19 protein-coding genes are annotated in these 21,772 nt (G+C 42.2%); 10 read left to right on the top strand and 9 right to left on the bottom strand.

The annotated features are described in order from the left end of the window. Nucleotides 1-115 precede the first annotated feature (115 nt). The gene (gene efpL / locus D0907_RS05075; protein ID WP_036969970.1) at nucleotides 116-688 is read right to left on the bottom strand and encodes an elongation factor P-like protein EfpL; all 573 of its coding nucleotides are present in this window, start codon (nucleotides 686-688) and stop codon (nucleotides 116-118) included. Between the two features lie 189 nt (nucleotides 689-877). Between efpL and D0907_RS05070 the strand changes: the two genes are divergently transcribed. Beyond that, nucleotides 878-1,264, top strand: a complete 387-nt coding sequence (locus tag D0907_RS05070; protein WP_118844102.1) for an MmcQ/YjbR family DNA-binding protein — start codon at nucleotides 878-880, stop codon at nucleotides 1,262-1,264. Between the two features lie 27 nt (nucleotides 1,265-1,291). Here D0907_RS05070 and D0907_RS05065 read toward each other — a convergent pair whose 3' ends face one another. The 3 genes from D0907_RS05065 to fadI all read right to left on the bottom strand — a co-directional run bounded on the left by D0907_RS05065 (nucleotide 1,292) and on the right by fadI (nucleotide 5,503). Continuing rightward, a complete protein-coding gene (locus D0907_RS05065; RefSeq protein ID WP_036969973.1) occupies nucleotides 1,292-1,822 on the bottom strand; it encodes a GNAT family N-acetyltransferase in 531 nt (176 codons plus the stop codon). A gap of 145 nt (nucleotides 1,823-1,967) precedes the next feature. Next, nucleotides 1,968-4,193, bottom strand: a complete 2,226-nt coding sequence (gene fadJ, locus D0907_RS05060) for a fatty acid oxidation complex subunit alpha FadJ (RefSeq protein WP_065978771.1) — start codon at nucleotides 4,191-4,193, stop codon at nucleotides 1,968-1,970. Beyond that, nucleotides 4,193-5,503, bottom strand: a complete 1,311-nt coding sequence (fadI, locus tag D0907_RS05055; RefSeq protein ID WP_036969977.1) for an acetyl-CoA C-acyltransferase FadI — start codon at nucleotides 5,501-5,503, stop codon at nucleotides 4,193-4,195. The genes fadJ and fadI overlap by 1 nt, the downstream gene beginning before the upstream one ends. A gap of 337 nt (nucleotides 5,504-5,840) precedes the next feature. Between fadI and D0907_RS05050 the strand changes: the two genes are divergently transcribed. From D0907_RS05050 to D0907_RS05015, 8 genes are all read left to right on the top strand, one after another. Then, complete coding sequence (locus D0907_RS05050; RefSeq protein WP_036969980.1) at nucleotides 5,841-6,797, top strand: AAA family ATPase; 957 nt, start codon at nucleotides 5,841-5,843, stop codon at nucleotides 6,795-6,797. A 3-nt stretch (nucleotides 6,798-6,800) separates the two neighbouring features. Then, the gene (locus D0907_RS05045) at nucleotides 6,801-7,745 is read left to right on the top strand and encodes a DUF58 domain-containing protein (protein WP_036969983.1); all 945 of its coding nucleotides are present in this window, start codon (nucleotides 6,801-6,803) and stop codon (nucleotides 7,743-7,745) included. Between the two features lie 2 nt (nucleotides 7,746-7,747). Then, nucleotides 7,748-8,188, top strand: a complete 441-nt coding sequence (locus tag D0907_RS05040; RefSeq protein ID WP_118844101.1) for a DUF4381 domain-containing protein — start codon at nucleotides 7,748-7,750, stop codon at nucleotides 8,186-8,188. Then, nucleotides 8,181-9,167: a vWA domain-containing protein gene (locus D0907_RS05035; protein WP_118844100.1), complete on the top strand. Its 987-nt coding sequence runs from the start codon at nucleotides 8,181-8,183 to the stop codon at nucleotides 9,165-9,167. The genes D0907_RS05040 and D0907_RS05035 overlap by 8 nt, the downstream gene beginning before the upstream one ends. Before the next feature lie 2 nt (nucleotides 9,168-9,169). Beyond that, nucleotides 9,170-11,038 (top strand): VWA domain-containing protein, encoded by a 1,869-nt coding sequence (locus tag D0907_RS05030; RefSeq protein WP_118844099.1) that lies wholly within the window; start codon nucleotides 9,170-9,172, stop codon nucleotides 11,036-11,038. Further along, nucleotides 11,032-12,678, top strand: coding sequence for a BatD family protein (locus D0907_RS05025; protein ID WP_036969990.1), 1,647 nt, complete (start codon nucleotides 11,032-11,034; stop codon nucleotides 12,676-12,678). The genes D0907_RS05030 and D0907_RS05025 overlap by 7 nt, the downstream gene beginning before the upstream one ends. A gap of 116 nt (nucleotides 12,679-12,794) precedes the next feature. Further along, nucleotides 12,795-13,310 carry a sigma-70 family RNA polymerase sigma factor gene (locus tag D0907_RS05020; protein ID WP_036969992.1) on the top strand — a complete coding sequence of 172 codons (516 nt, stop codon included), beginning with the start codon at nucleotides 12,795-12,797 and terminating at the stop codon, nucleotides 13,308-13,310. Then, nucleotides 13,310-14,089 carry a DUF3379 family protein gene (locus tag D0907_RS05015; protein ID WP_074988665.1) on the top strand — a complete coding sequence of 260 codons (780 nt, stop codon included), beginning with the start codon at nucleotides 13,310-13,312 and terminating at the stop codon, nucleotides 14,087-14,089. Before D0907_RS05020 ends, D0907_RS05015 begins: the two co-directional genes overlap by 1 nt. Before the next feature lie 62 nt (nucleotides 14,090-14,151). Here the strand turns inward: D0907_RS05015 and D0907_RS05010 are convergent, their stop codons facing one another. The 4 genes from D0907_RS05010 to D0907_RS04995 form a co-directional block, all read right to left on the bottom strand. Next, nucleotides 14,152-15,342: an amino acid aminotransferase gene (locus tag D0907_RS05010; protein ID WP_036969996.1), complete on the bottom strand. Its 1,191-nt coding sequence runs from the start codon at nucleotides 15,340-15,342 to the stop codon at nucleotides 14,152-14,154. A 73-nt stretch (nucleotides 15,343-15,415) separates the two neighbouring features. Beyond that, entirely contained in the window at nucleotides 15,416-16,075 is a 660-nt protein-coding gene (locus tag D0907_RS05005) for a GAF domain-containing protein (RefSeq protein WP_036969998.1), read from the bottom strand. Nucleotides 16,076-16,120: 45 nt separating this feature from the next. Next, on the bottom strand, nucleotides 16,121-17,791 hold the full coding sequence (locus D0907_RS05000; protein ID WP_065978766.1) for an ATP-binding SpoIIE family protein phosphatase: 1,671 nt from the start codon (nucleotides 17,789-17,791) through the stop codon (nucleotides 16,121-16,123). Continuing rightward, a complete protein-coding gene (locus tag D0907_RS04995; protein ID WP_036970002.1) occupies nucleotides 17,791-18,096 on the bottom strand; it encodes an STAS domain-containing protein in 306 nt (101 codons plus the stop codon). The genes D0907_RS05000 and D0907_RS04995 overlap by 1 nt, the downstream gene beginning before the upstream one ends. Nucleotides 18,097-18,229: 133 nt before the next feature. On the opposite strand from D0907_RS04995, the gene D0907_RS04985 reads away from it, so the two are divergent. Then, nucleotides 18,230-18,559, top strand: coding sequence for an SUI1 family translation initiation factor (locus tag D0907_RS04985; RefSeq protein WP_036970005.1), 330 nt, complete (start codon nucleotides 18,230-18,232; stop codon nucleotides 18,557-18,559). Between the two features lie 11 nt (nucleotides 18,560-18,570). Here the strand turns inward: D0907_RS04985 and D0907_RS04980 are convergent, their stop codons facing one another. Beyond that, nucleotides 18,571-21,576 (bottom strand): bifunctional diguanylate cyclase/phosphodiesterase, encoded by a 3,006-nt coding sequence (locus D0907_RS04980; RefSeq protein ID WP_118844097.1) that lies wholly within the window; start codon nucleotides 21,574-21,576, stop codon nucleotides 18,571-18,573. Between the last annotated feature and the right edge of the window lie 196 nt (nucleotides 21,577-21,772).

The following is a 21,772-nucleotide window of genomic DNA, read 5'->3' as shown; positions in this document are numbered from 1 at the left end:
AATGCCTTTTAGCCTAAAAAAAGGAACATAGGCTGATGTTTAAAGTGAACTTAGCCCTAATTTTAACTTAACAAAAAAGCCGACATAACGTCGGCTTTTACAGATGATCTGATAATTATTTTTCTGCTCGACCCATAAACTTATGTTCAGCAGTATTAATACGAATACGATCGCCCGTTGAAATGTGCTCTGGTACTTGAATCGTTAACCCAGTAGTTAAACGCGCAGGCTTCGAGCGTGCACTCGCAGAGGCACCTTTAATCGAAGGGTCAGTTTCTTCAACAACAAGTTCTACACTTGAAGGTAAATCGATACCAACAGGCGCGCCATCAATCACAATGACATGCACACCTTGTGTTTCTTCGTTAACGAATAAAATTTCTTCGCTAATTGCGTCTTTATTAAGGTTATAAGGCGTGTAATCTTCATTGTCCATGAACACATATTCTTCGCCATCAATATAAGAAAACATTGCTTCACGACGCGTCAAATCAGCAAGCTTTAACATGTCACTGTCTTTAAACGTCTCATCGACTTTACCGCCAGTAACAACATCGTATAAACGCATACGGTATAAGCTACCACCAGCTCGACCTTGCGGCACAGAACGCTGGATATCTTTTACTACTAAAACACGGCCATTGTATTCAATCGCTGCGCCTTTTTTTACTTCACTTGCCTTAGGCATGGGTGTATTCCTATCGTTTTTTGATGACAGAAATTTACCACGTAATGGCTTTTGTTCAATAAAAATTTGCAGTTTTCCATCACCCGCATTATTTATCCTAGTTTTCAGCAAATTATAAAAATAGATATCTCCAAACTTAAAAATTCTGCTATGTTTATAACTACGAAAAATGACTTCAAGGATTGGATCATGAATCAACACACAGTACACGAATATTTAATGAAAAAGCCATTGGTGATGATCACCCAACCATTTGGCCAAGATGTCGATGTTTATAAGGTTAACCATAAAATGTTTGCCACTCTCGTAGAGGGAAAAGAAGGCCAAATTGACGATGAAGGTAACCTTGTTTGGTGGTTAAATTTAAAATGCGATCCTGATGAAGCCCAAGCATTGCGAGATATTTTCCCATCCGTGGTCCCGGGTTATCACATGAATAAACGTTTATGGAATACCGTTATTTTAGATGGCACAGTACCACAAGGGGAGATTGAACGTATGATTGATAATTCGTTTAATCTAGTGGTCGCAAACATGCCTGAAAAAGACAGAAAAGCGATTGAGATGCACCTTTAACCTCTTCGCTAGTTACATCAGCACTGATCACAGGGTGTGATCAGTGCGATTCAAGTAAAAATGATGATCGGTATACAAAATACCCCCTATCATATAAGCATCAGGCTGTTTTTCAATTAACTGAAAACCACATTTCTCCAGCACTTTTTCTGAACCGACATTGCCCTCAGTGACCACGGCTTTAAATTCACAAACGCGGTGTTCGCGAATAGCATAATCAAGCACCGCTTTTAATGACTCAGTGGCATAGCCACGGCCATGAAAGTTTGGCAGTAGCAAATAGCCTACTTCTTGGCTATTTGGCACAGTGGATGACGTAAACCCTGTCACCCCGACTTCTTTGCCCGTGCAGGTTTCGACTATCACCAAACACAACGGCGTATTGCCACCTGGTGACCAAGGCTTTAAGCGTTCATTAAACTTAGCGCGTACGTGTGCTTCAGAGGGTTTATCAAAGCACTTTTCAATCACATCAATATCGTTGTGTAATGCATAAAATAATGGCCAGTCATCGGCATTTAAAGGTCTTAAAGTTAATCGCGCAGTGGTGAGAGTCATGGTGATTAGTCGTTTGCTAAATAAAGTCTGTTATAGCAAATCACTCCCCTACTTTAAATACAACTTATAGCCAATACAGCAACAAAAAAGCCCTGTTCAATAGGAACAGGGCTTTTAGTATAAAGTCACTCGTTAACTACGCAGCTTAACTTTTAGTTGTTTCAGCATTTGGCTCTTCTGAGGCTTGCTCATCTTCAACCACTTCTTTCGTTACTTCGACAGGGTCTAGGTGTGATTCCTGTTGTTCAACAACAGACTCTTCAGCACTTTGATAAAAACGCCCCTTATTCTCAGCCATTGCCTTTAATGTATCGCATGGCGTAAAAATAGGGTTATAGTTTGCAAATGTTGCCATTTCAGAGCTCACTTGCGCCGCCCCTAGCTTATCCATATAGCTAAATGGGCCGCCTAAGAACGGTGGGAAGCCGATACCAAAAATAGCCCCAATATCCCCGTCACGTGGGCTGGCAATAATGCCATCATCTAAACAACGTACCGCTTCATTTAGCATTTGTGCCACACAGCGTTTGGCTATTTCGCTTTTATTTAGACGTGGCGAAGGAGTCACACCCAATAACTCGTAAACTGACTCATCCACTTTTTTATCTTTCTTGTCGTAAAGATAAAAACCACGTCCCGTTTTACGACCTAAACGTTTAGAATCGATTAAACGATTAAAGGCATCAGGGGCTTTAAAACGCTCACCCAATTCTTTTTCTAAAATTGGCGCAATTTTAGAGCCAATATCAATGCCAACTTCATCAAGTAAAGCTAATGGACCCACAGGGAAACCAAACTCAACAAGCGCTTGGTCAATCTTCTCAATAGGTTCACCCGCAAGCAGTAAATTAGCCGCTTCGTTTACATACGGCGCTAAAATACGGTTTACGTAAAAACCCGCCATGTCTTTCACCACAATCGGCGTTTTACCTTGCTTACGAGCAAAATTAACAACGCGCGCAATGGTGTCTTCAGACGTGCCAGCGTGAGGAATTATTTCAACCAATGGCATTTTTTCTACAGGTGAGAAGTAGTGCAATCCAATTACATTCTCTGGGCGTGCAGCATTAGCGGCAATGTGTGCAATCGGTAATGACGATGTATTACTTGCAAAAATCGTGGTGTCTTGGCACTCACGCTCAACATCGGCCACCATACCTTGCTTAAGTGCCAAATCTTCAAACACAGCTTCAATAACAATATCAATGTGTTTAAAGCCGCTGTAATCTGTCGTGCCTGTAATACGGCTCATGGTTTGTTGCAGCTCGGCTTTTGATAAAATACGGCGCTTTTGCTTTTTGTCTAAAATCTTGTAGCTGTAGTTCATTGCATTACTAATGCCCTTTTCAGCCACATCTTTAATACGCACAGGCACACCCGCTTTAACAGCACTTACGTGGGCAATACCCGCGCCCATCAATCCACCGCCAAGAACTGCGGCTTTACTAATGGCTGGTGCGTCATCATTACGCCACTCTTTTTTCATTTCAGTGGTTGCAAAGAAAATACCACGCAACGCTTTAGACTCGTCGCTCATAACAAGCGTTGCAAAGCCTTCTGCTTCTGTTTTGTATGCTTTTAATTGATCAAGTTCAACACTCGCACGCACGGCTTTAATAATTGCTAAAGGCGCAGGGTAATGACCGCCTGTTTTCTTAAGCACATTTTCTTGGGCTTTTTTGAAAATAATATTGCGGCCAAACGGGTTTGACTCTAACAATTGGCTCAAACGGTCTAATTTAGGCTTGCTTACTTTCGCTTTCCCTTTAAGGGCAAACTCTTTTGCAACTTCAAGTAATACACTGTGCGGAACACAATCATTTACCAAGCCTGTTTTTTTCGCTTGTTTTGCACGTACTTGTTTACCTGTTAGCATCCATTCGAGCGCTTTTTGCAGGCCAACTAATTTAGGTAAGCGCTGAGTACCCCCACCCCCAGGTAATAAGCCTAGTTGTACTTCGGGTAAACCCAGCTTCGTGATGTCGCTGTCTGAACAGACACGATAATCACACGCTAATGCAAACTCTAATCCCCCACCAAGCGCCGCACCATGAATGGCACTGACTGTTGGGAATGGTAGTTTTTTCATATCGAAAAACGCTTGCTGACACATCTCGCTCAGCGCTAATGCATCTTCACGACTGTTTGCACTATCAAGCATTTTAATGTCGGCACCGGCAATAAAGTTATCGCTTTTACCACTAATAAATACCATGCCTTTAACAGCTTGTTGTTGTGCGTCTTTTAATAGTGTTTTTAAATCTTCTGCGAAACTACTGCGCAGGGTGTTCATTTTTTCACCCGGCACATCAATTGTCACAACGCCAACACCGTCATCACCTACCGATAAACTAAATACTGAATCTGTCATTACGCACTCTCCAATACAAAGGCTGCACCTAAGCCACCCGCTGCACAGGCAGTCGTTAAAGCAAGGCCGCCACCGCGACGATTAAGTTCATGTAAGCTTTGCGTGATCAGGCGCGCACCTGTTGCCGCAAATGGGTGACCGTAAGCAAGTGAGCCACCTAACACATTGAACTTGTCCATGTTAATTTCGCCGATCGCTTTGCTGCGACCCAGCTTTTCTTGGGCAAACTTATCTGATGCAAACATTTTCATATTTGCCAGTGTTTGCGCTGCAAATGCTTCGTGCATTTCAATTAAATCTAAATCAGCTAATGTGATGCCCGCACGGTCAAGCGCGATGGGTGTTGAATGGGCTGGGCCCATAAGCATGTCTTCGTGCACACCGATTGCCGAAAACGCAAAGCTACGGACATAGCCTAAAATATTGTAACCCAGTGCTTTTGCTTTGCTTTCGCTCATCATAAGCACCGCAGCGGCCCCATCAGTTAATGGCGTTGAGTTTGCCGCCGTCACTGAACCGTGTTGGCGATCGAAGGCTGGTTTTAATTTAGCGTAACCTTCAATACTTGAGTTATGACGAATATTGTTATCTTGCTCGATGAAGCTCTTATACGGTGCAACGTGTGCCGTCATCACTTCGTCTTTTAATTTACCGTCGGCCCATGCTTGGCTCGCAAGCGTGTGTGAACGGTGCGCAAGTGCATCTTGGTCAGCACGGCTAATGTTATGCGTTTTAGCCATTTGCTCAGCTGTTTGACCCATAGATAAACCTGTAGAGTATTCCGCAACGGCTGGCGGTACCGGCATTAAGTCTTTTAAACGCAATTTAGAGAATATTTTTAAACGCTGCCCGAACGTACGCGCCTTGTTTAAATCAACTAAGCTGCCCGCTAATTTTTTGCTCACACCGATTGGTAATACAGACGATGAATCAGCACCGCCAGCAATACCAACCTGCACAGACCCCGCCATAATTGACTCGGCTACGTTGGCAATTGCTTGGAAACTTGTTGCACACGCACGTGATACCGAATACGCATCAACAGAGACAGGCATACCGGTACCAAGCACTATTTCGCGGGCAATATTAGGGGCTTCTGGCATTTGCACTACTTGCCCAAATACCAATTGATCAATTTCAGATTTATCGAAGTTAAGGCGCTCAAGCATTTCGTTGACAACTAACTTGCCCATATCAAGGGCTGGTACATGATGGAATGCTGTGGCTTGTTTTGCGAATGGCGTTCGTAAGCCGCTAACGATAGCGATACGATCGCCCTTTGCTGTTTTAAGTATGTTTTGCTCAGACATTTATGCTCTCCCGCTGACAGGTCTGACCTGTTTGTTTTTCCTGATTCTAAAACAACCCGTGTATGAATGCCAATAGTAAGTTACCAACCATAGGCTTTTTTCGACCTATTTACAAAAAATAGCACCATTTATATGCTAGGCTAAAAATCCTTAAAAAATAACGAACTATTTTAGGATTTTCTGTCTAACACTTGTGTTATGACTTTTGAATCCTTATAACTTGTTGATAGCGCCCCAATCACAGTATCGCTTGGATAATTTATCGGCACTGAATAGTGTTTATTGGCGCTTCACAAAAATGAACTTTGACTCACGCTTTTAGGACAGTCTTTTTATTATGGCAGTTAACGCATTTTCACAATTAAAATCATACTTAGACACGCAAATTATCGGCCAACCTCAATTAACTCAAGCACTGTTAATCGCTATTTTAGCGGATGGTCATTTATTGGTTGAGGGCCCGCCAGGACTTGCTAAAACGCGTGCTGTTAACGCGCTAGCTAAAGGCGTTGAAGGCAGTTTCCAACGGGTTCAATTTACCCCTGACTTGTTACCAGCAGATGTCACAGGCACCGATATCTATCGTCAGCAAACAAGCGAATTCGTCTTTGAAAAAGGGCCGTTATTCCATAACCTGATTTTGGCTGATGAAATTAACCGTGCTCCTGCAAAAGTGCAGTCTGCATTGCTCGAAGCGATGGCAGAACGCCAAGTAACCGTTGGCAAGAACACTTACCCGTTGTCAGACTTGTTTATGGTGATGGCAACGCAAAACCCATTAGAGCAAGAAGGGACTTACCCTCTGCCAGAAGCACAACTAGACCGCTTTTTATTACACTTAAGCATTGATTACCCGGGCGCTGAGCATGAGCTTGATATTTTGCGTCTGACGCGTGGCGAAGCAATTTCTGATAAACAAGCGAGTACAGAGCAAATTAGCCAAAGCGAATTATTTGCCGCCCGAAAAGCAATTTTAGGCTTATACCTTGCTGAACCGCTTGAAAAGTACTTAGTGCAATTAATTGTTGCAACCCGTGAAGCATCAGAACTTGATGAACAACTTGGCCGCTGGATTGAATACGGTGCCAGTCCGCGTGCCACAATCGCGCTTGATAAATGTGCCCGTGCACATGCATGGCTTGAAGGTCGCGACTTTGTTGCCCCCGATGATATCCAAGCGGTTCTTCACAATGTGTTACGTCATCGCATCATTTTAAGCTACGAAGCCCAAGCCGATGGTATTAGTAAGGATGACGTTATCAGTCGCATCCTAGAATTGGTTGCAGTGCCATAAACTATGTCGAGCCAATTTGATACAGCGGCGTGGTTAGCTGCAAGTCATAGTCAAGGCGTTAATTTATCACTCAAAGAGTTGATGTATTACAAAGCTAAGGCTCGCTTGCTTGAACTTGCGCCCAAAGTAAAAATCAAAAACAGCTTAGCTGGGCAATATCTTGCGCCTCATAAGGGGCGTGGGATGGAATTTGCCGAAGTGCGCCATTACCAAGCTGGTGATGATATACGCTCTATCGACTGGCGTGTAACAGCACGTACTGGCGAAACCCACACAAAGCTGTTTCAAGAAGAAAAAGAGCGTCCTGTTTTTGTCTTTACTGACTTTTCAAACTCGATGCTATTTGGCTCTCGGTTATTATTAAAGTCGGTGCAAGCTGCGCATATCAGTGCGCTGGTAGCATGGTCGGCCTGCCAACGAGGTGACCGCATAGGTGGTTTGGTGTTCAACCAACACAGCCATCATGAGCTAAAACCTACATCACGTGAAAAAGCAGTATTAAAGCTTTGCCATAATTTATGCGATATTCACAGCAACGCACTTAACAATATCGACAAAACAGCTTCCAGCTTATTCAGCGATAATCTCAAACGATTAAATCACTTAGCAAAGCCAGGAAGCCTTGTGTATATTGTCTCAGACTTTAATGCTCTTGATGAAGCAAGCTTTAAACAGCTTGAAATGCTCAGTAGACACTGCGAACTAATTGGTTGTCATATCAGTGACCCGTTTGAGCATCAGCTGCCAGCATTTAAGCAAACCGTCACCGTGTCTGCTAATGGCCAAGATTTAGCCCTACCATTAATGGACAAACAATTCCGTGAACGCTTCGCAAAATCAGCCGAGCACTCTTTTACTCAAAGACTAAAACGCTTACAGAAATCGGGGCTGAGTTTAATTTCATTCAGTGCAGCCACACCGCTTGAGCTGCAATTAGTGAGAAAGTAACAATGCAAACAAATCCGCTCGATGGCTTACATGATGTCATTGCACCCGCAGAGGTTGCGTGGTGGCCACTTGCGCCTATTTGGTGGCTAATAATCTCAATAGTCTGTGTGCTTTTGATTATTGGCTTGGTGCAGTTATATAAAAATAACCAATTTAAAAAAGCCAAAAAACAGGCTATTGAACTAAGTCGCACACTCGAAGATGACGACGTTCAAGCGCTGCATATCATTTTAAAACGCTTAACACGTCACTACTACACAGAACAATTAGCTGCTCAGCCTGTGGCACAATGGTCACAGAGTTTGTCACAGCTTAGCGGCGACACCTTTAGCTATGATGAATTAATGCAACTTTATCAACCAAACAATAACCATGCCGAGCTGGGTGTAAAATTACGCCATGCCATCAATAACTTTAAACTCAAGGAGTCTATTAATGTTTGAGTTTAGCTGGCCATGGTGCTTTATTTTAATACCTTTACCTTGGTTATTAAGCCGCTTAAAGCCGCTAAAGCAACAAGGTAACTTGCGTTTGCGTATCCCTGGATTTGCTAAGTTAGGCCTTAATAATCAAGCCGTACAAGACCACGGCCGCAAGGTATCGATTATCGAGTGGATAATTTGGGCGCTTTTGGTTATCGCTATTGCCAACCCAACATGGCTTGATGAACCAATTACCTTACCAAATGAAGGCCGCGATATCATGCTGGCAGTTGATTTATCAGGTTCAATGACAGAGCAAGATATGGCGTATCAAGGACAATATGTTGATCGACTGACCATGGTAAAAGCGGTACTCAGTGACTTTATAGAGCAACGCCAAGGCGACCGCTTAGGACTGATCTTATTTGGTGATACCGCCTTTTTACAAACCCCACTAACCCGCGATGTAAAAACAGTAAGCCAAATGCTCAGCGAAGCCCAAATTGGGTTAGTTGGCCGTGCCACAGCGATTGGTGATGCTTTAGGGCTGTCGGTAAAACGGTTTGCCAATAAAGACGAAAGTAACCGTATTGTGGTGTTGTTAACAGATGGCCAAAACACTGCTGGCAACCTTGACCCTGATGACGCGCTGTTACTTGCCCGTGAAGAGGGAATAAAAGTCTACACCATAGGCGTAGGTTCCGATAACCCTCGCGGTTTTAGCTTATTTAACATGGGCGGAATGAGTGGTGGTAATCTAGATGAAGGCTTACTAAAACGCATTGCAGAACAAACCGGTGGTCTCTACTTTAGAGCGAAGGATGTCGCAGGGCTTCAGCAAATCTATAAAGAGCTCGATAAACTGGAGCCTATCAGCAGTGATGAACAAACATTCCGCCCGCAAGTCTCCTTGTTTTATTTACCCTTACTTGCAGCGTTGGGCATTATTGCACTTGCCTTGCTTGTTAATTTTATTCGCCAATTTAAACGGGAGGTCTAAGCATGGATTTTGAGTTTATTCGCCCTACCCTACTTTGGTTATTGCTGCCTGCATTGATTATTTTTAGCGTGCTATTTGTACGAAATAAAAAGCATGCTCCAGCTGATTTAATTGCACCGCACCTTGCACAATTTGTTATGAGCGAAAGTCACAACAAACAAAAACAACCACTCTGGTTGGTGGCGCTATTTACCCTGCTTGCGATTGTTTTTTCGGCCGGCCCAAGCTTTGAGAAAAAACAGGTGCCCGTGTTTCAAGCAAAAAATGCACGCGTTATCGTCATGGATATGTCGTACTCAATGTTCAGTACCGACATAGCCCCCAGTCGATTAGTACAAGCGCGTTTTAAAGCACTTGATATGATTGAGCTATTTAAAGAGGGTGATACTGCACTTGTGGCCTATGCGGGGTCAGCATTTACTATTTCGCCTTTAACTAATGATGCCAGCACGTTAGCGAATCTGATTCCAAGTTTGAGTCCAGATATTATGCCAAGCAAAGGGTCAAACGTGATTGATGGCCTTGAAAAAGCCGATGATTTACTAAAGCAAGCCGGGTATTTAGACGGTGACATTATTTTGGTAACCGATGGCATTGATCAACTCGATCACGATGACATTAGTCGCTTTACTGCTCAATCGAGCTACCGCTTAAATGTCTACGGCGTTGGCACTGAACAAGGCGCCCCCATTAAGTTACCTGAAGGCGGCTTTTTGAAAGACTCACAGGGGCAAATCGTCATTCCCACTCTTAATAGCAGCCGCTTAACAGCAATTGCTCGTAACAGTGGCGGCAAATTTGCGTTATATCAAACCAGTAACCAAGACATAAAAGCCTTCGCCCCCAGCGCCAACGCAGAGCGTCTCAAAGACGAAAAACAAAGCCAAACGTTATGGCGTATCGATGCAGGTATTTATGGCTTACTGATTTTAATGCCACTGGCACTCTTTTTAATCCGGGGCAGCAGCCTAGTGCTTGGTTTTATGTTTATTATGCTACTACCACAACAGCAAATACACGCCGCAGAGTTACCAGCAGTGTTTAAAAACCAAGATCAACGCGCTTTGGATGCTTATCAGCAAAAGCAGTTTGATCAGGCCGTTAATACAGATAACACCCAGCTAAAAGGAGCCGCACTTTATCAGCAAGGTAATTACCAAGCTGCGGTTGATGCTTTTAGCCAAGATAAGTCTGCAACAGGCCTTTATAACTACGGTAATGCTCTGGCTAAAGCTGGGCAGCTAGAACAAGCCATTGATGCCTATAAGCAAGCCCAACAGTTACAAGATGATTTTACTGAGGCACAAGAAAATCAAGCACTTGTTGAGCAGTTATTAAATCAACAACAGCAACAACAAGATCAACAGCAAAATTCTGACCAACAAAACAAGGATGGTCAGCAAGACGACCAGCAAAAGCAACAAGGCGATAATTCGCAGCAAGGTGAAAACAGCGAACAGAGCGAGCAACAAGAAGGTGAACAACCCTCTGAGCAAGATAAACAATCGGATCAGAAAGGTGAGCAAAGCGAGTCAAATAGCGAGCAAAAAAATAAACCTGAAATGCAATCTGAATCAGCGCAACCATCCGATTCTGGTGAACAAAAGCCTGAGCAAACACCCGAGCAAAAAGACGCGCAGCCGGAGCCGATGCAAAGTGATGAACAAGCTAAAAAAGAAGCTGAACAACAAGCTATGCAGGCCCAAGCGGCTGAACTAACAAATGAAGAAAAAGAGAAAGCCCAGCAACTGAATCAGTTGCTGCGTAAAGTTCCCGATGATCCCGCTATCTTATTAAGAAATAAAATGCAGTTAGAAGCACAAAAACGAAACTATCAACGTCGTCCACGAGGAGCCGAAAAATCATGGTAATGCGATTATTATGTTGTTTATTGCTAATCGCGGCAGCGCCGCTTTGGGCCGCCACCCAACTACAGGCCAGTGTTGATAAAAACCCCGTCCTTGCGGGCGAATTTTTTATCCTCACTATTTCTGCAGACGACACGATTAACAGTGAACAACCCGACACCTCTGTATTATTAAAAGACTTTGTCGTTGGGCCAACCAGTGTGAGCTCACGCACAAACATTATTAACGGCGAAATTAGTAAACAAACTAATTGGTCTGTAAAACTCATGACGCGTAAGGAAGGCACCTACACTATTCCTGCTTTTACGGTGGCAGGTGTAAGTTCAAAACCAATTCAACTTAGCGTTTCTAAACGCAGCCAATCGTCAGAGCAAAATAAAGATGCGTTTATAAAAACCAGTCTCAAGCCAAACAACTTATATGTTCAAGAAGCGGGTGTTTACACAGTTAAACTGTACTTAGACAATAACAAAGAACTGCTCGATGGTAACTTAACGACACCAGTCATGGCAGATGCTGAACTAACCCCTATTAACAAACAATCAGAAAGCTATGAACTGATTGACGGTAAACGGTATTTAGTGATCACCCGTGAATACTTAGTGCAACCACAAAAAAGTGGCATTCACACCATAACAGCCCCTGTGTTTAATGGCCGTATTCGTCAAAACTATCGCCAAATGGAAATCTCTGCGATGGGCGAAGATATTGACGCAGAAATCAAACCGATTCCTGATAACTATTCTGGTGCTTGGTTGCCAAGTGAGCTGGTTAACCTTGATGAGCAATGGCAACCAAAAGATGACACTGTAGAAGTTGGCACCCCGATTACGCGGACCATTACTTTAACGGCACTGGGCGTGACTAAAGAGCAACTTCCTGATATCGATATGCCGCAAGTGCAAGGTTTTAGAAGCTACCCTGACGAAAAAGAGAACAATCACCTTGTTCGCGATGGCCGCGTCATTTCTCAGCAAACAGCCTCTTATGCTTTATTACCGCAAACCCCGGGAACGTATACACTGCCCGAAATCAAGCTGCCTTGGTTCAACACTAAAATTAATCGTATAAGCTATGCAACAATCCCAGCACGCTCGATTACCGTCGTACCAAGCACTAACCCGCTTACGCCACCTCAAGCAGCTGTTACAGCGCCTACAGAGCAAGCAGCCACGCCTAGCTTAAATAACAGCACACCTGCTGTCGTTACTCAGTTAAGTACGCCAACTTGGCTGATAATTATTGCCGTTGCCGGTTACATACTGTGGTTAGTGACGCTGGTGCTGTATTTTAAAAAACGCCCTCAATCAACAGGAGAGTCAACGCACACTTCAGCGACGACTTCATCCTCATTACCCGAGCTTAAAAAGTTAGCTAAGCAAGGTAAATACACTGCGTTTTATAGTGCATTAAGTCGCTATGCAAAACACCACACAGGAAAAACAACGGGGGCTTTAGACTCACTGCTAGCCACACTAAACGATGAATCATTAAACACTGAAATTGCCAAATTACGTGCAAAACTCTATAGTTCATCGCATGAAAAACCTGATTTAGTGCTGATTGTTAATCAGCTTAACCAGGCTGAAAAACACCCTAAATCGGCGGCGCAAAATCAGACATTGAAAAATCTTTACGATTAAAATCAATTAATAGTAATAAAATAATGAAAAATAACAGCTAATCTTGAGGTTAGCTGTTATTAAAAATAATGAATAATATCAGAAATTTTTTTTCTGATAGGCAGGTCTTAATTACTATGACAGAAAAACAGAAGCGATATGAAGCGCTGGTTCATATCTACCACAGTGAGCTTTTTCGCTTTGCATATTGGTTGTGTCGTGATCAAAGTGTTGCCGAAGACTTAGTGCAGGAAACCTTCCTGAGAGCTTGGCGTGCCTTGGATTCGCTTCAAGATCAGCACGCGGTTAAACCCTGGCTTTTAACCATACTAAGGCGCGAAAACGCCCGTCGTTTTGAGCGTAAACAATTTGACTACGCCGACGTTGAAAACGAGACGCTAGTAGATGAAAGAAGCACAACCTTAGACGCTGAAATGGAACAAACAGTGATCCAACGACAGATTGGAAAGTTAGCAGATGAATATCGAGAACCATTACTCTTACAAGTTGTAATGGGGTGTTCTGGCGATGAGATTGCCGAGATCCTCGATTTAAATAAAAATACCGTTATGACACGTCTTTTTCGTGCCAGAAACCAGCTTAAAGAGGCTTTAAGCAGTGATGATGACCAACTTAGAGGAGCATCAAAGTAATGGATGAACTCGAGTTTCGCCGCCGCATCCTCGCCGAACCAAGCACGATTGATAAGGACCTTGAAACGTTTGCCGAGCAGGACACAGAAAAACACGCATTTATTAATGATGTGCGAGCACTTGATGCTGAAATTCACAGCGCATTAAATGTACCCGTGCCCGAAAACCTTGCCGCACGCATTATTGAAAACACCTATGCCGCTGAGGAGCATCGTACTGAAGAGCAAACGGCTGAGGAGCAAACGGCTGAGCAACCACTTGACACAATTATTGAGGCAAAATCTCGATTCGCCTTTAAGCGCCTTTATTTAGCCGCAGCAGCGTCGTTTTTAGTCGCCGTAAGTATTTTCTTTGTCACCAACAAACAACATACTCTCTACAGTGTCGGTGAACATGCTTTTGCACATTTATACCATGAGATTGGATCGCTTGATAAACACGAGGCAATTGATCTTGCCTATGTGAACAAAAAGTTTGCCACGATCGGCGGACACTTAGATGAGCTACCAGGTAAAGTAACGTACCTTACGTTTTGTGATTTCCAAGGTAAAAAAGGCCTGCATTTAGTATTTGAATCTGATTTTGGCCCAATGACAGTTTTTATTGTCCCATCTGATGAACAGCCCTTTGGCACTGGCGCTGAAGATTTCAGCGACGAACGCTTTGCTGGACATATAAACCGAGGTGAGCGAGCAGATACAATACTCATTGCCAGTATCGGCGCACCGCTTGATAGCTATAACAGTATGCTCAACAGCGCCATTCGCTGGCTACATTAGCGAAACAGCAGATAGAAAAAAACCGCACGTCGTGCGGTTTTTTTTTGACATACATTAATGTCTTATTTGCATACATCAGCAACTGCGTTAGCAAAGTAGTCAATGTTTGTATCACTGATACCAGCAACATTTACTCGGCTAGAGCCAACGATGTAGATTGAATAGTCTTTTTGTAAACGATCAATTTGCTCTTTATTGATGCCTAAGAAAGAGAACATCCCGTTTTGACGGTCAATAAATGAGAAATCTTGCGCAATGCCTTTCGCTGCGAGGCTTTCTTTAATTAGAGTACGTAAACCATTAATACGGTTACGCATTTCATCAAGCTCATCATGCCACATTTGTGTCAGTTCAGTGCTGCTTAAAATAGTGCTTACAATATCAGCACCGTGAGCAGGAGGCATTGAGTAAATACTACGCACAACGCTTAATAGCACAGAATTTGACACATCGGCCGTTGCCGCATCTTTGGCGATGATAGAACATGCACCAATACGCTCACGGTATAAGCCAAAGTTTTTCGAGCAAGAAGAACAAATGATCATCTCATCGACGGCTGCTGCTAACTTACGTAAGCCTGCAGCATCTTCTTCTAAGCTTGAACCAAACCCTTGGTAAGCGATATCGATAAGAGGTGTAAAACCAACTTCGACAGCAAGGTCTGCAACTGTGCTCCATTGTTCTGCATTTAAATCCATACCACTTGGGTTATGACAACATGCATGGAATAACACAACATCACCCTTTGGCACTTGCTTTAAGGTATTGATCATCTCATCGAATAACAGGTCTTTATTCTCGTAATCGTAATAAGGGTATTCTTTAACTGTTAAACCAGCCGCTTCAAATAGGCTAATGTGGTTTGCCCATGTTGGCGTTGTTACCCACACTGTCGCGTCTTTGTTACAACGCTTGATAAATTCAGCCGCAACGCGAAGCGCACCTGTACCACCGGGTGCTTGTGCTGTGCGTACACGGTTTGCTAATAGTGCTGGATGCTCGCCCAGTAATAAGTTTTCCATTTTTTGGCAGTAATCTAAGTTACCCGCCAAGCCAATGTACGATTTACTGGTTTCGTTTTCTAAACGAAACGCTTCCGCTTTTTTAACCGCTTTAAGTACAGGCGTATTGCCTTGCTCATCCTTATAAACACCGACACCCAAATCAATTTTATTTGGATTTGTGTCTTGTTTAAAGGCCGCCATTAGGCCAAGAATAGGGTCTGTTGGTAATGGTTTTAATTCTGAGAACATTGACTATCTCTTTTTATAGGGGTTAGCGTTGCCACTAGCTTAACATAAAAACCCAGCCTAATTACTAGTTAAATTAGACCAAGAGTTGAGGAATTTTGATACAGCAAGCCACCAGTAAAGCAAGGGTTTGCTTATCAAAGAAATCATTATTAAATGCTTCAGCATCAATAATACCTAAGCACTCATTTTGTTGTGAAAGTAGCGGCAAACATGTCTCTGCTTTCACGTTGGGATCACACGTATAATATTCACCCCCCTTGGCAAGGTAATCAGCAACATTGTTAATAACTCGGCCACGCTTAGATAACGCGACTTGCACATTGTTACTGCCTTTAGCAAAGGCCTCTGTTATAGGAAACAAAGGACGACTTGGGGCACCATGGTAAACTAATTTTAATAACTGCTTACCTTCATCCGTTGCTGTCGCTTGATAAATACCAAACCAGTCCACCTGAGTTTTTTCAACAACAAAATCAATAATTTGTTGTAGTTTTGCCAGCTTAGCAGTGTTCTCTGCGTTATTAGCGACAAAATCACTCAGCTTGAATGGCTCATCCTGTAAATAACCAAACAGACTACAGGCACCACCTTCACCTAATTCAGGAATTTGATACTGCCAGCGTACTTCAGGTAACTCTGCATCTGCTAGGTATTGTTCTAGATACGATAATTGCTCAGCAACAAGGTTTTCTGGTAAATCAAGCTGCGCAATTGATAAGTAAGTTGAAATCATTTAGCCATCCAAACATCTATAATGGCAGAATCATAACATGCGTTGTTAGTGTGAGCTAGTGCTTGATGAGGATAATTGATAACAAATTTCGACTTGGTTCCCAGCGGCATTAAATGAAATATGAGAGGCTATTTCACCTAGTAAACTTAACCCCCTACCATGCTCTCGCGTTAAGCTTTGATCTGAGGCATGCGCCTTAGCAAAGCCATTTCCAGAATCACACACCGTAAAATACAACGCTAAGTTATCTGGGCAATAACGAATATCAATAATAATTAAAGCGTCGCTTAGAGTGGCAAGTGCGGTGTCTCTTTCTTGGTAATAAACTAAAAAACCATCTTCTTGATTTTTAATCTCAGAATCTAAGCCTAACACCCCATGATCTAAAGCATTATTGTATGCCTCAGACAATATTAAAAATATATTTGCGCGATGCGCATTCAAGCCCGCTACTTGGGTGAGCACATCCACAACCTCTAACACCGGATCTGTGCTTTTTATTTGCTTTGAATTCAGGCTCAAAGAAAAGTTAAACGGTAAAGGAGAAAAAGGCTCTGCCGCTTGTTCTGGTTCAGGAACAGGTAAACAATTTAATAGCACTAAACTCAAATCGTCTTGTTGTTCGTTACCTTGCGCAAATTTATTTACCCGCTCTAACACCTGCGCTGTTGTAATGTTTTCTTTTGAACACAAGGCTTCTTTAAAACGCGTCTCGCTAAAAAAATCACCTTGAGGATTGGCCGTTTCAATAATGCCATCGGTAGCCATCACAACGCGTGAGGTTGGCTCGACTTCGATATGTATTAGACCGCGTTCAAATTCATCTCCCTCAAGTATTCCCAGTGCCATATGCTGGGACTCTAAGGTACGTGTAATTTCGCCTTTATCGTTAATGATATAGGTGTCAGGTAAGCCGCCAAGCCACGCAGATAAACTGCGTCCAGAATGGCTAAGCTCTAATATTGTCGCAGCACAGAACATGTGCCCAGGTAATAAATTAGCCAAAACAGCATTAATTTCAGCAGCAATATCACTCACTGACATGCCTTTACTCACCATGGTATAAAACACTCGTGATACTGGCAGGGCCCCAACTGCAGCCGCTAAGCCATGGCCGGTAAAATCCCCAAGCATGCAATATAAACTGCCTATGGGACTTTGCGCGACGAGAAACATGTCACCATTAAACATGGCAGCGGGTGAAAGATGAAAATCGAGGTGTTGCGTAAATAGCTTTTGATTTTCTAACGCATTATTAAAGATATGCTCAACGATTTCGTGTTCGCGTTCAACTTGATTTTGGTGATACTCAAGTTGTAAATTTTGTTCTCGCGCCTTTTGGCTTAAGTTTCTTATTCGGCTGTGCGCCTTAATTTTTGCGTTTAAAATCACTTCTTGAAACGGCTTATGAAGAAAATCATCTCCGCCTACCGCTAAACAACGTTCAAAACTGGCTTCGTCTTCAAGCGACGTAATAAAAATAATGGGGAGATAAACTTGGCTAAAACGCTCTTTTATTATTGCAGCTGTTTCAAAGCCATCCATAACCGGCATAATGACATCAAGTAGCACAATATCAATACTGTGCTCTGCCAGTAATTTTAGCGCCATCAAGCCATTTTCAGCGTTATAAACTCGATAGCCTTGTTGCTCTAACATCACGGTTAACATGCGACGATTTAGAGCAAGATCGTCAACAACCAGGATATTAAGCATTAATCAATGTCGAACTTTTTATCGAAACGAGAAATTTGCAGAATCTTTTTTAGCTGCGGCTGACAATTACTAATTTGAATATTATCAACTTTTCCCGTAAGGTTTTTTTTCATATTTAGTAACATACCCAGCGCAGAGCTATCCATGTAATCAGTTTCTCTTAAATCGATTACAATCTTATTTATGTTATCGCTTAAGTCAGCGTATGCCTGACGAAAAGATTGCACCAGATTAAAATCAAACTTTCCTTTGATTTGTACAGTTAAAATAGCGCCATCAGCAGAAGTGCTGCGCGTCAAACTCATAATAAACTCCTAATAAACAAATCTTTTCTAAGACATATCTAAATATAACTGCTTAGAAGAAATAAGCCAAAAATTAAAACACTTAAGAGGAAATTTGTTATCATTTAGGCAAGCTTTTATAACGAGTATCACTATGAGCGATAATAATCTAGTTTATTCAACAGCCACTGGACGCATTGAGCAACCTAAAGAAACAAAGCCTTTGCAAAGTAAGGTGTTTAAAGATGGCTTCCTTCGCATTGAACGTCAAACCAAAGGACGTAAAGGCAAAGGTGTCATGCTTGTTGTTGGCATTGACGCTGAACAACATGATCTTAAAAAGCTCGCCAAAACCATTAAAAGTAAAATGGGCCAAGGCGGTGCAGTAAAAGACGGTATTATTGAGGTTCAAGGCGACGACCGAGAAAAGCTTAAAGCGATTCTCGAAGCGCTCAAATTTAAAGTTAAAATCGCAGGGGGCTAAAAAGCCCCCTTTTAATTAACGTCTTCTATATGGCTCAAGCGCTCAAAAAGTGCTGGCAGCTGCGCTTCGGACACCGGCTTACTGTAATAGTAACCCTGTACAATATAGCAGTTGTTGTTTTGTAAAAACTCAACTTGCTCTATCGTTTCGACACCTTCAGCAACAACATTAAGCTTTAACTTTTGCGCCATAGCAATAATCGCCGCGGTGATTTCCATGTCATTGGTATCCTCAGGGATATCTTTTACAAATGAGCGGTCGACTTTGAGAATATCAACAGGAAAACGTTTCAAGTAACTCAGCGATGAATAACCTGTGCCAAAATCGTCAATAGAGATTGATACGCCCAATGCTTTAAGCTGATGCAACTGCAAAATTGCCGCTTCAACATGCCCCATCAACATACTTTCAGTTAATTCTAAATGAAGTCGCTTAGGCTCAACCCCTGTTTGTTTAATGATCTTATCGAGTGTCGAAACCAAATTAGCGTCTTTAAACTGGCGTGCCGATAAGTTGATTGAAATATTATTTTTTAGGTTTTTACTCGCTAAACGCGCAGCAAACTCACACGCTTCTTGAAGAACCCACGCCCCTAATTCAACAATTAAACCGGTTGCCTCTGCAATCGGAATAAACTTAGTCGGTGGGATCATGCCTTCTTTAGGGTGGAACCAACGAATAAGCGCTTCATAGCCAACCACTTGCTGATTTCGGCTATCAACTTGAGGTTGATAATAAACCTCAAACTGACGCTCACGAATGCCATTACGTAGCTCATTTTCAATGAACAACCGCTCATTCGCAGCGGCGTTTAATTCTTGGCTGTAGAAGTGGAAAGTATTTCGTCCTTTTGCTTTCGCCTCATACATAGCCAAATCGGCATGTTTAAGTAATTGATCTTCTTCTTGGCTATCAAATGGTGCCATTGTAATGCCTATACTCGCACTGATAATCACTTCATTATTACCAAGTTTGATTGGCTCATTGAGCGTTCTTTGAATCGTATTTGCCACTTCCATTGCATGTGTTTGATGCTCAATACCACTTAACAGTACGGCAAATTCATCGCCTCCGAGTCGGGCAATCGTATCTTCTGTGCGTAAACGTTTTTTCAAACGGTTAGCCACTTCGACCAATAACTGATCACCAGCATCGTGACCTAAAGTGTCGTTAATTCGCTTAAATTCATCTAGGTCAAAATAAAATAACGCAAACGCATAATGTCCACGCTCTGCAAGCGCCATCGATTTACGTAGTTGCATTCTAAAGAACGTTCGGTTGGCAAGTCCGGTTAGTGTATCGAAATAAGCTAACTGCTCCATCTTACGTTGGCTTTCTTTTACAAACGAAATATCCTGCGCTGATGCAACATAACTGGTAATTTTTCCGCCATCTTCACGAATCGGCGAAATACTTAATGACACCCATACAGATTGGCGCTCATTGGCTTGTAACAGTGTATCGCCACGCCAATAATTTCGGCTTCTTAAATCAACATCTATGTCGTCAACCAAAATGGCCATTTCTTGCGATATGATGCTCATTAAAGGCGAGCCAATAAAGTAGCGCTCTTCAAACCCAGTCATCTCAACCATTTTCGGATTGACGTACTCAATTTCAAAATCTTGGTTGGTGATGACAACACCGGTTCCAGAGAATGCCACCGCTTTTGATAATCGGTTAGCCGCTTTTTCGGCAATTTCTTTTTCACTGATACGCTGATTTAAACCATCAATTAGCTTTCTGATTTCTATCGCCATATCTTTAAATGAGCCATTGAGGGTGCCAATCTCATCTTTATTTGCGTACGGAAACTCTGTTTGCAATTGCCCTTTGCCAAAGCTGACAACGGCATTAACTAACGAGTGGATACGGCGCAGAACAAGCTGGTAAAGCGCTTGATGTAACAACAGTGCGACTAAGATGGCATATAAAATAAACAGTCCAAAAAACTTAACTTTTAACTCTTCTAAGGCAGACAACGCCGAAGAACGCTTTTTATAAATACCAATGTACCAGTTAAGGCCTTCTACTTTACGAATATTGATAATGTGTGTTTCGCCGCCTTGCACAAATGAATTTGCAGATTCAGGTAATTTAGAACGAATAGTCTCTGAGACGAGCGTTTGTAAATCCGCATTAACAAAGTCTTTTGTCAGTAGTTTTTTACCTTCGCGACCATATTCTTCTAATGTCGATTTATCTAAGTCGGGATGCGCAAGTAACTGTCCTTTTGCATCAAACACAAATAAATGTTGCTCGCGATCACCAATTGGTAATTGAGCAAGTAAGGTTTCTAGCGCAATATCACTGCCTGTGACACCAAAAAATTCATTATTGTGGTAAACCGGAACCAATACACTCACCACCCATTTATGCCAAATGGTGTCGTAGTAAACTTTTGACCAGACTGCTTCTCGGCTTGGGTTTAATGCTTCTTGTGCGTAGTTAAATGTTTCGCCTTTTGTAAAATCAAACTCAGCAGGTACATTGAGTGCCCAGTTTGGTGGCGCGATACGTATAAAATTATCTTTACTGACTAAATAAAAATTAAAGAAATCTTGAATAAGTGTCGGTGACACTATTTTCCATAATGACTCGGAATCGTTAATCAGCCTTTTATAAAAAGCGGAATAGTTATCTTGAGGAATAAAAGCGGCGGAGAGTCCATCTGCAGACGTACTGCGTATGCTGCCATCAACAGCAAATTTAATATCGGCATTGTGATTACTTTGCAAGTGAGACTCGTTAAGTAATAACTGGCTAGTAACGACATTATTCGCTTGTTCAGCAATATTTGTTTTTGTTTTTATCAAGCCGTTAAATTGACGACTTAAGCGTTCACTCGAATGCTTTAAAAGTTCGTGTTCTTCAAAAACGAGCTGCTTTTCTTCTGATTTAAGCATTAATGCCGCTGCACAAATACCCGCAATTAAACAAATTGCAGAAATCAGCAGCGATAGCTTCATACTTAACGAATTCACACCAAAACGAGATGGCGGGCGTCGATACACCACAGGACTACCTTATTAATAATTGTTATTATTTATTATCCAAAAACAAATATACCAGATTCATTTTTAGATTTATAAATTTTTTATGAAGATTGATGAATTTTCATAACTAATCCATGTGTTTTGCAAATTCCTTCGATATGCTGTTGACTTTATAAACGACACTTCTTACATTAACTGGATGAAACACATTATTTCT

The sequence above is a fragment of the Pseudoalteromonas lipolytica genome (genome assembly GCF_003515105.1).
GTDB lineage: Bacteria > Pseudomonadota > Gammaproteobacteria > Enterobacterales > Alteromonadaceae > Pseudoalteromonas > Pseudoalteromonas lipolytica.
This window is presented reverse-complemented; position numbering and strand designations above follow the sequence as displayed.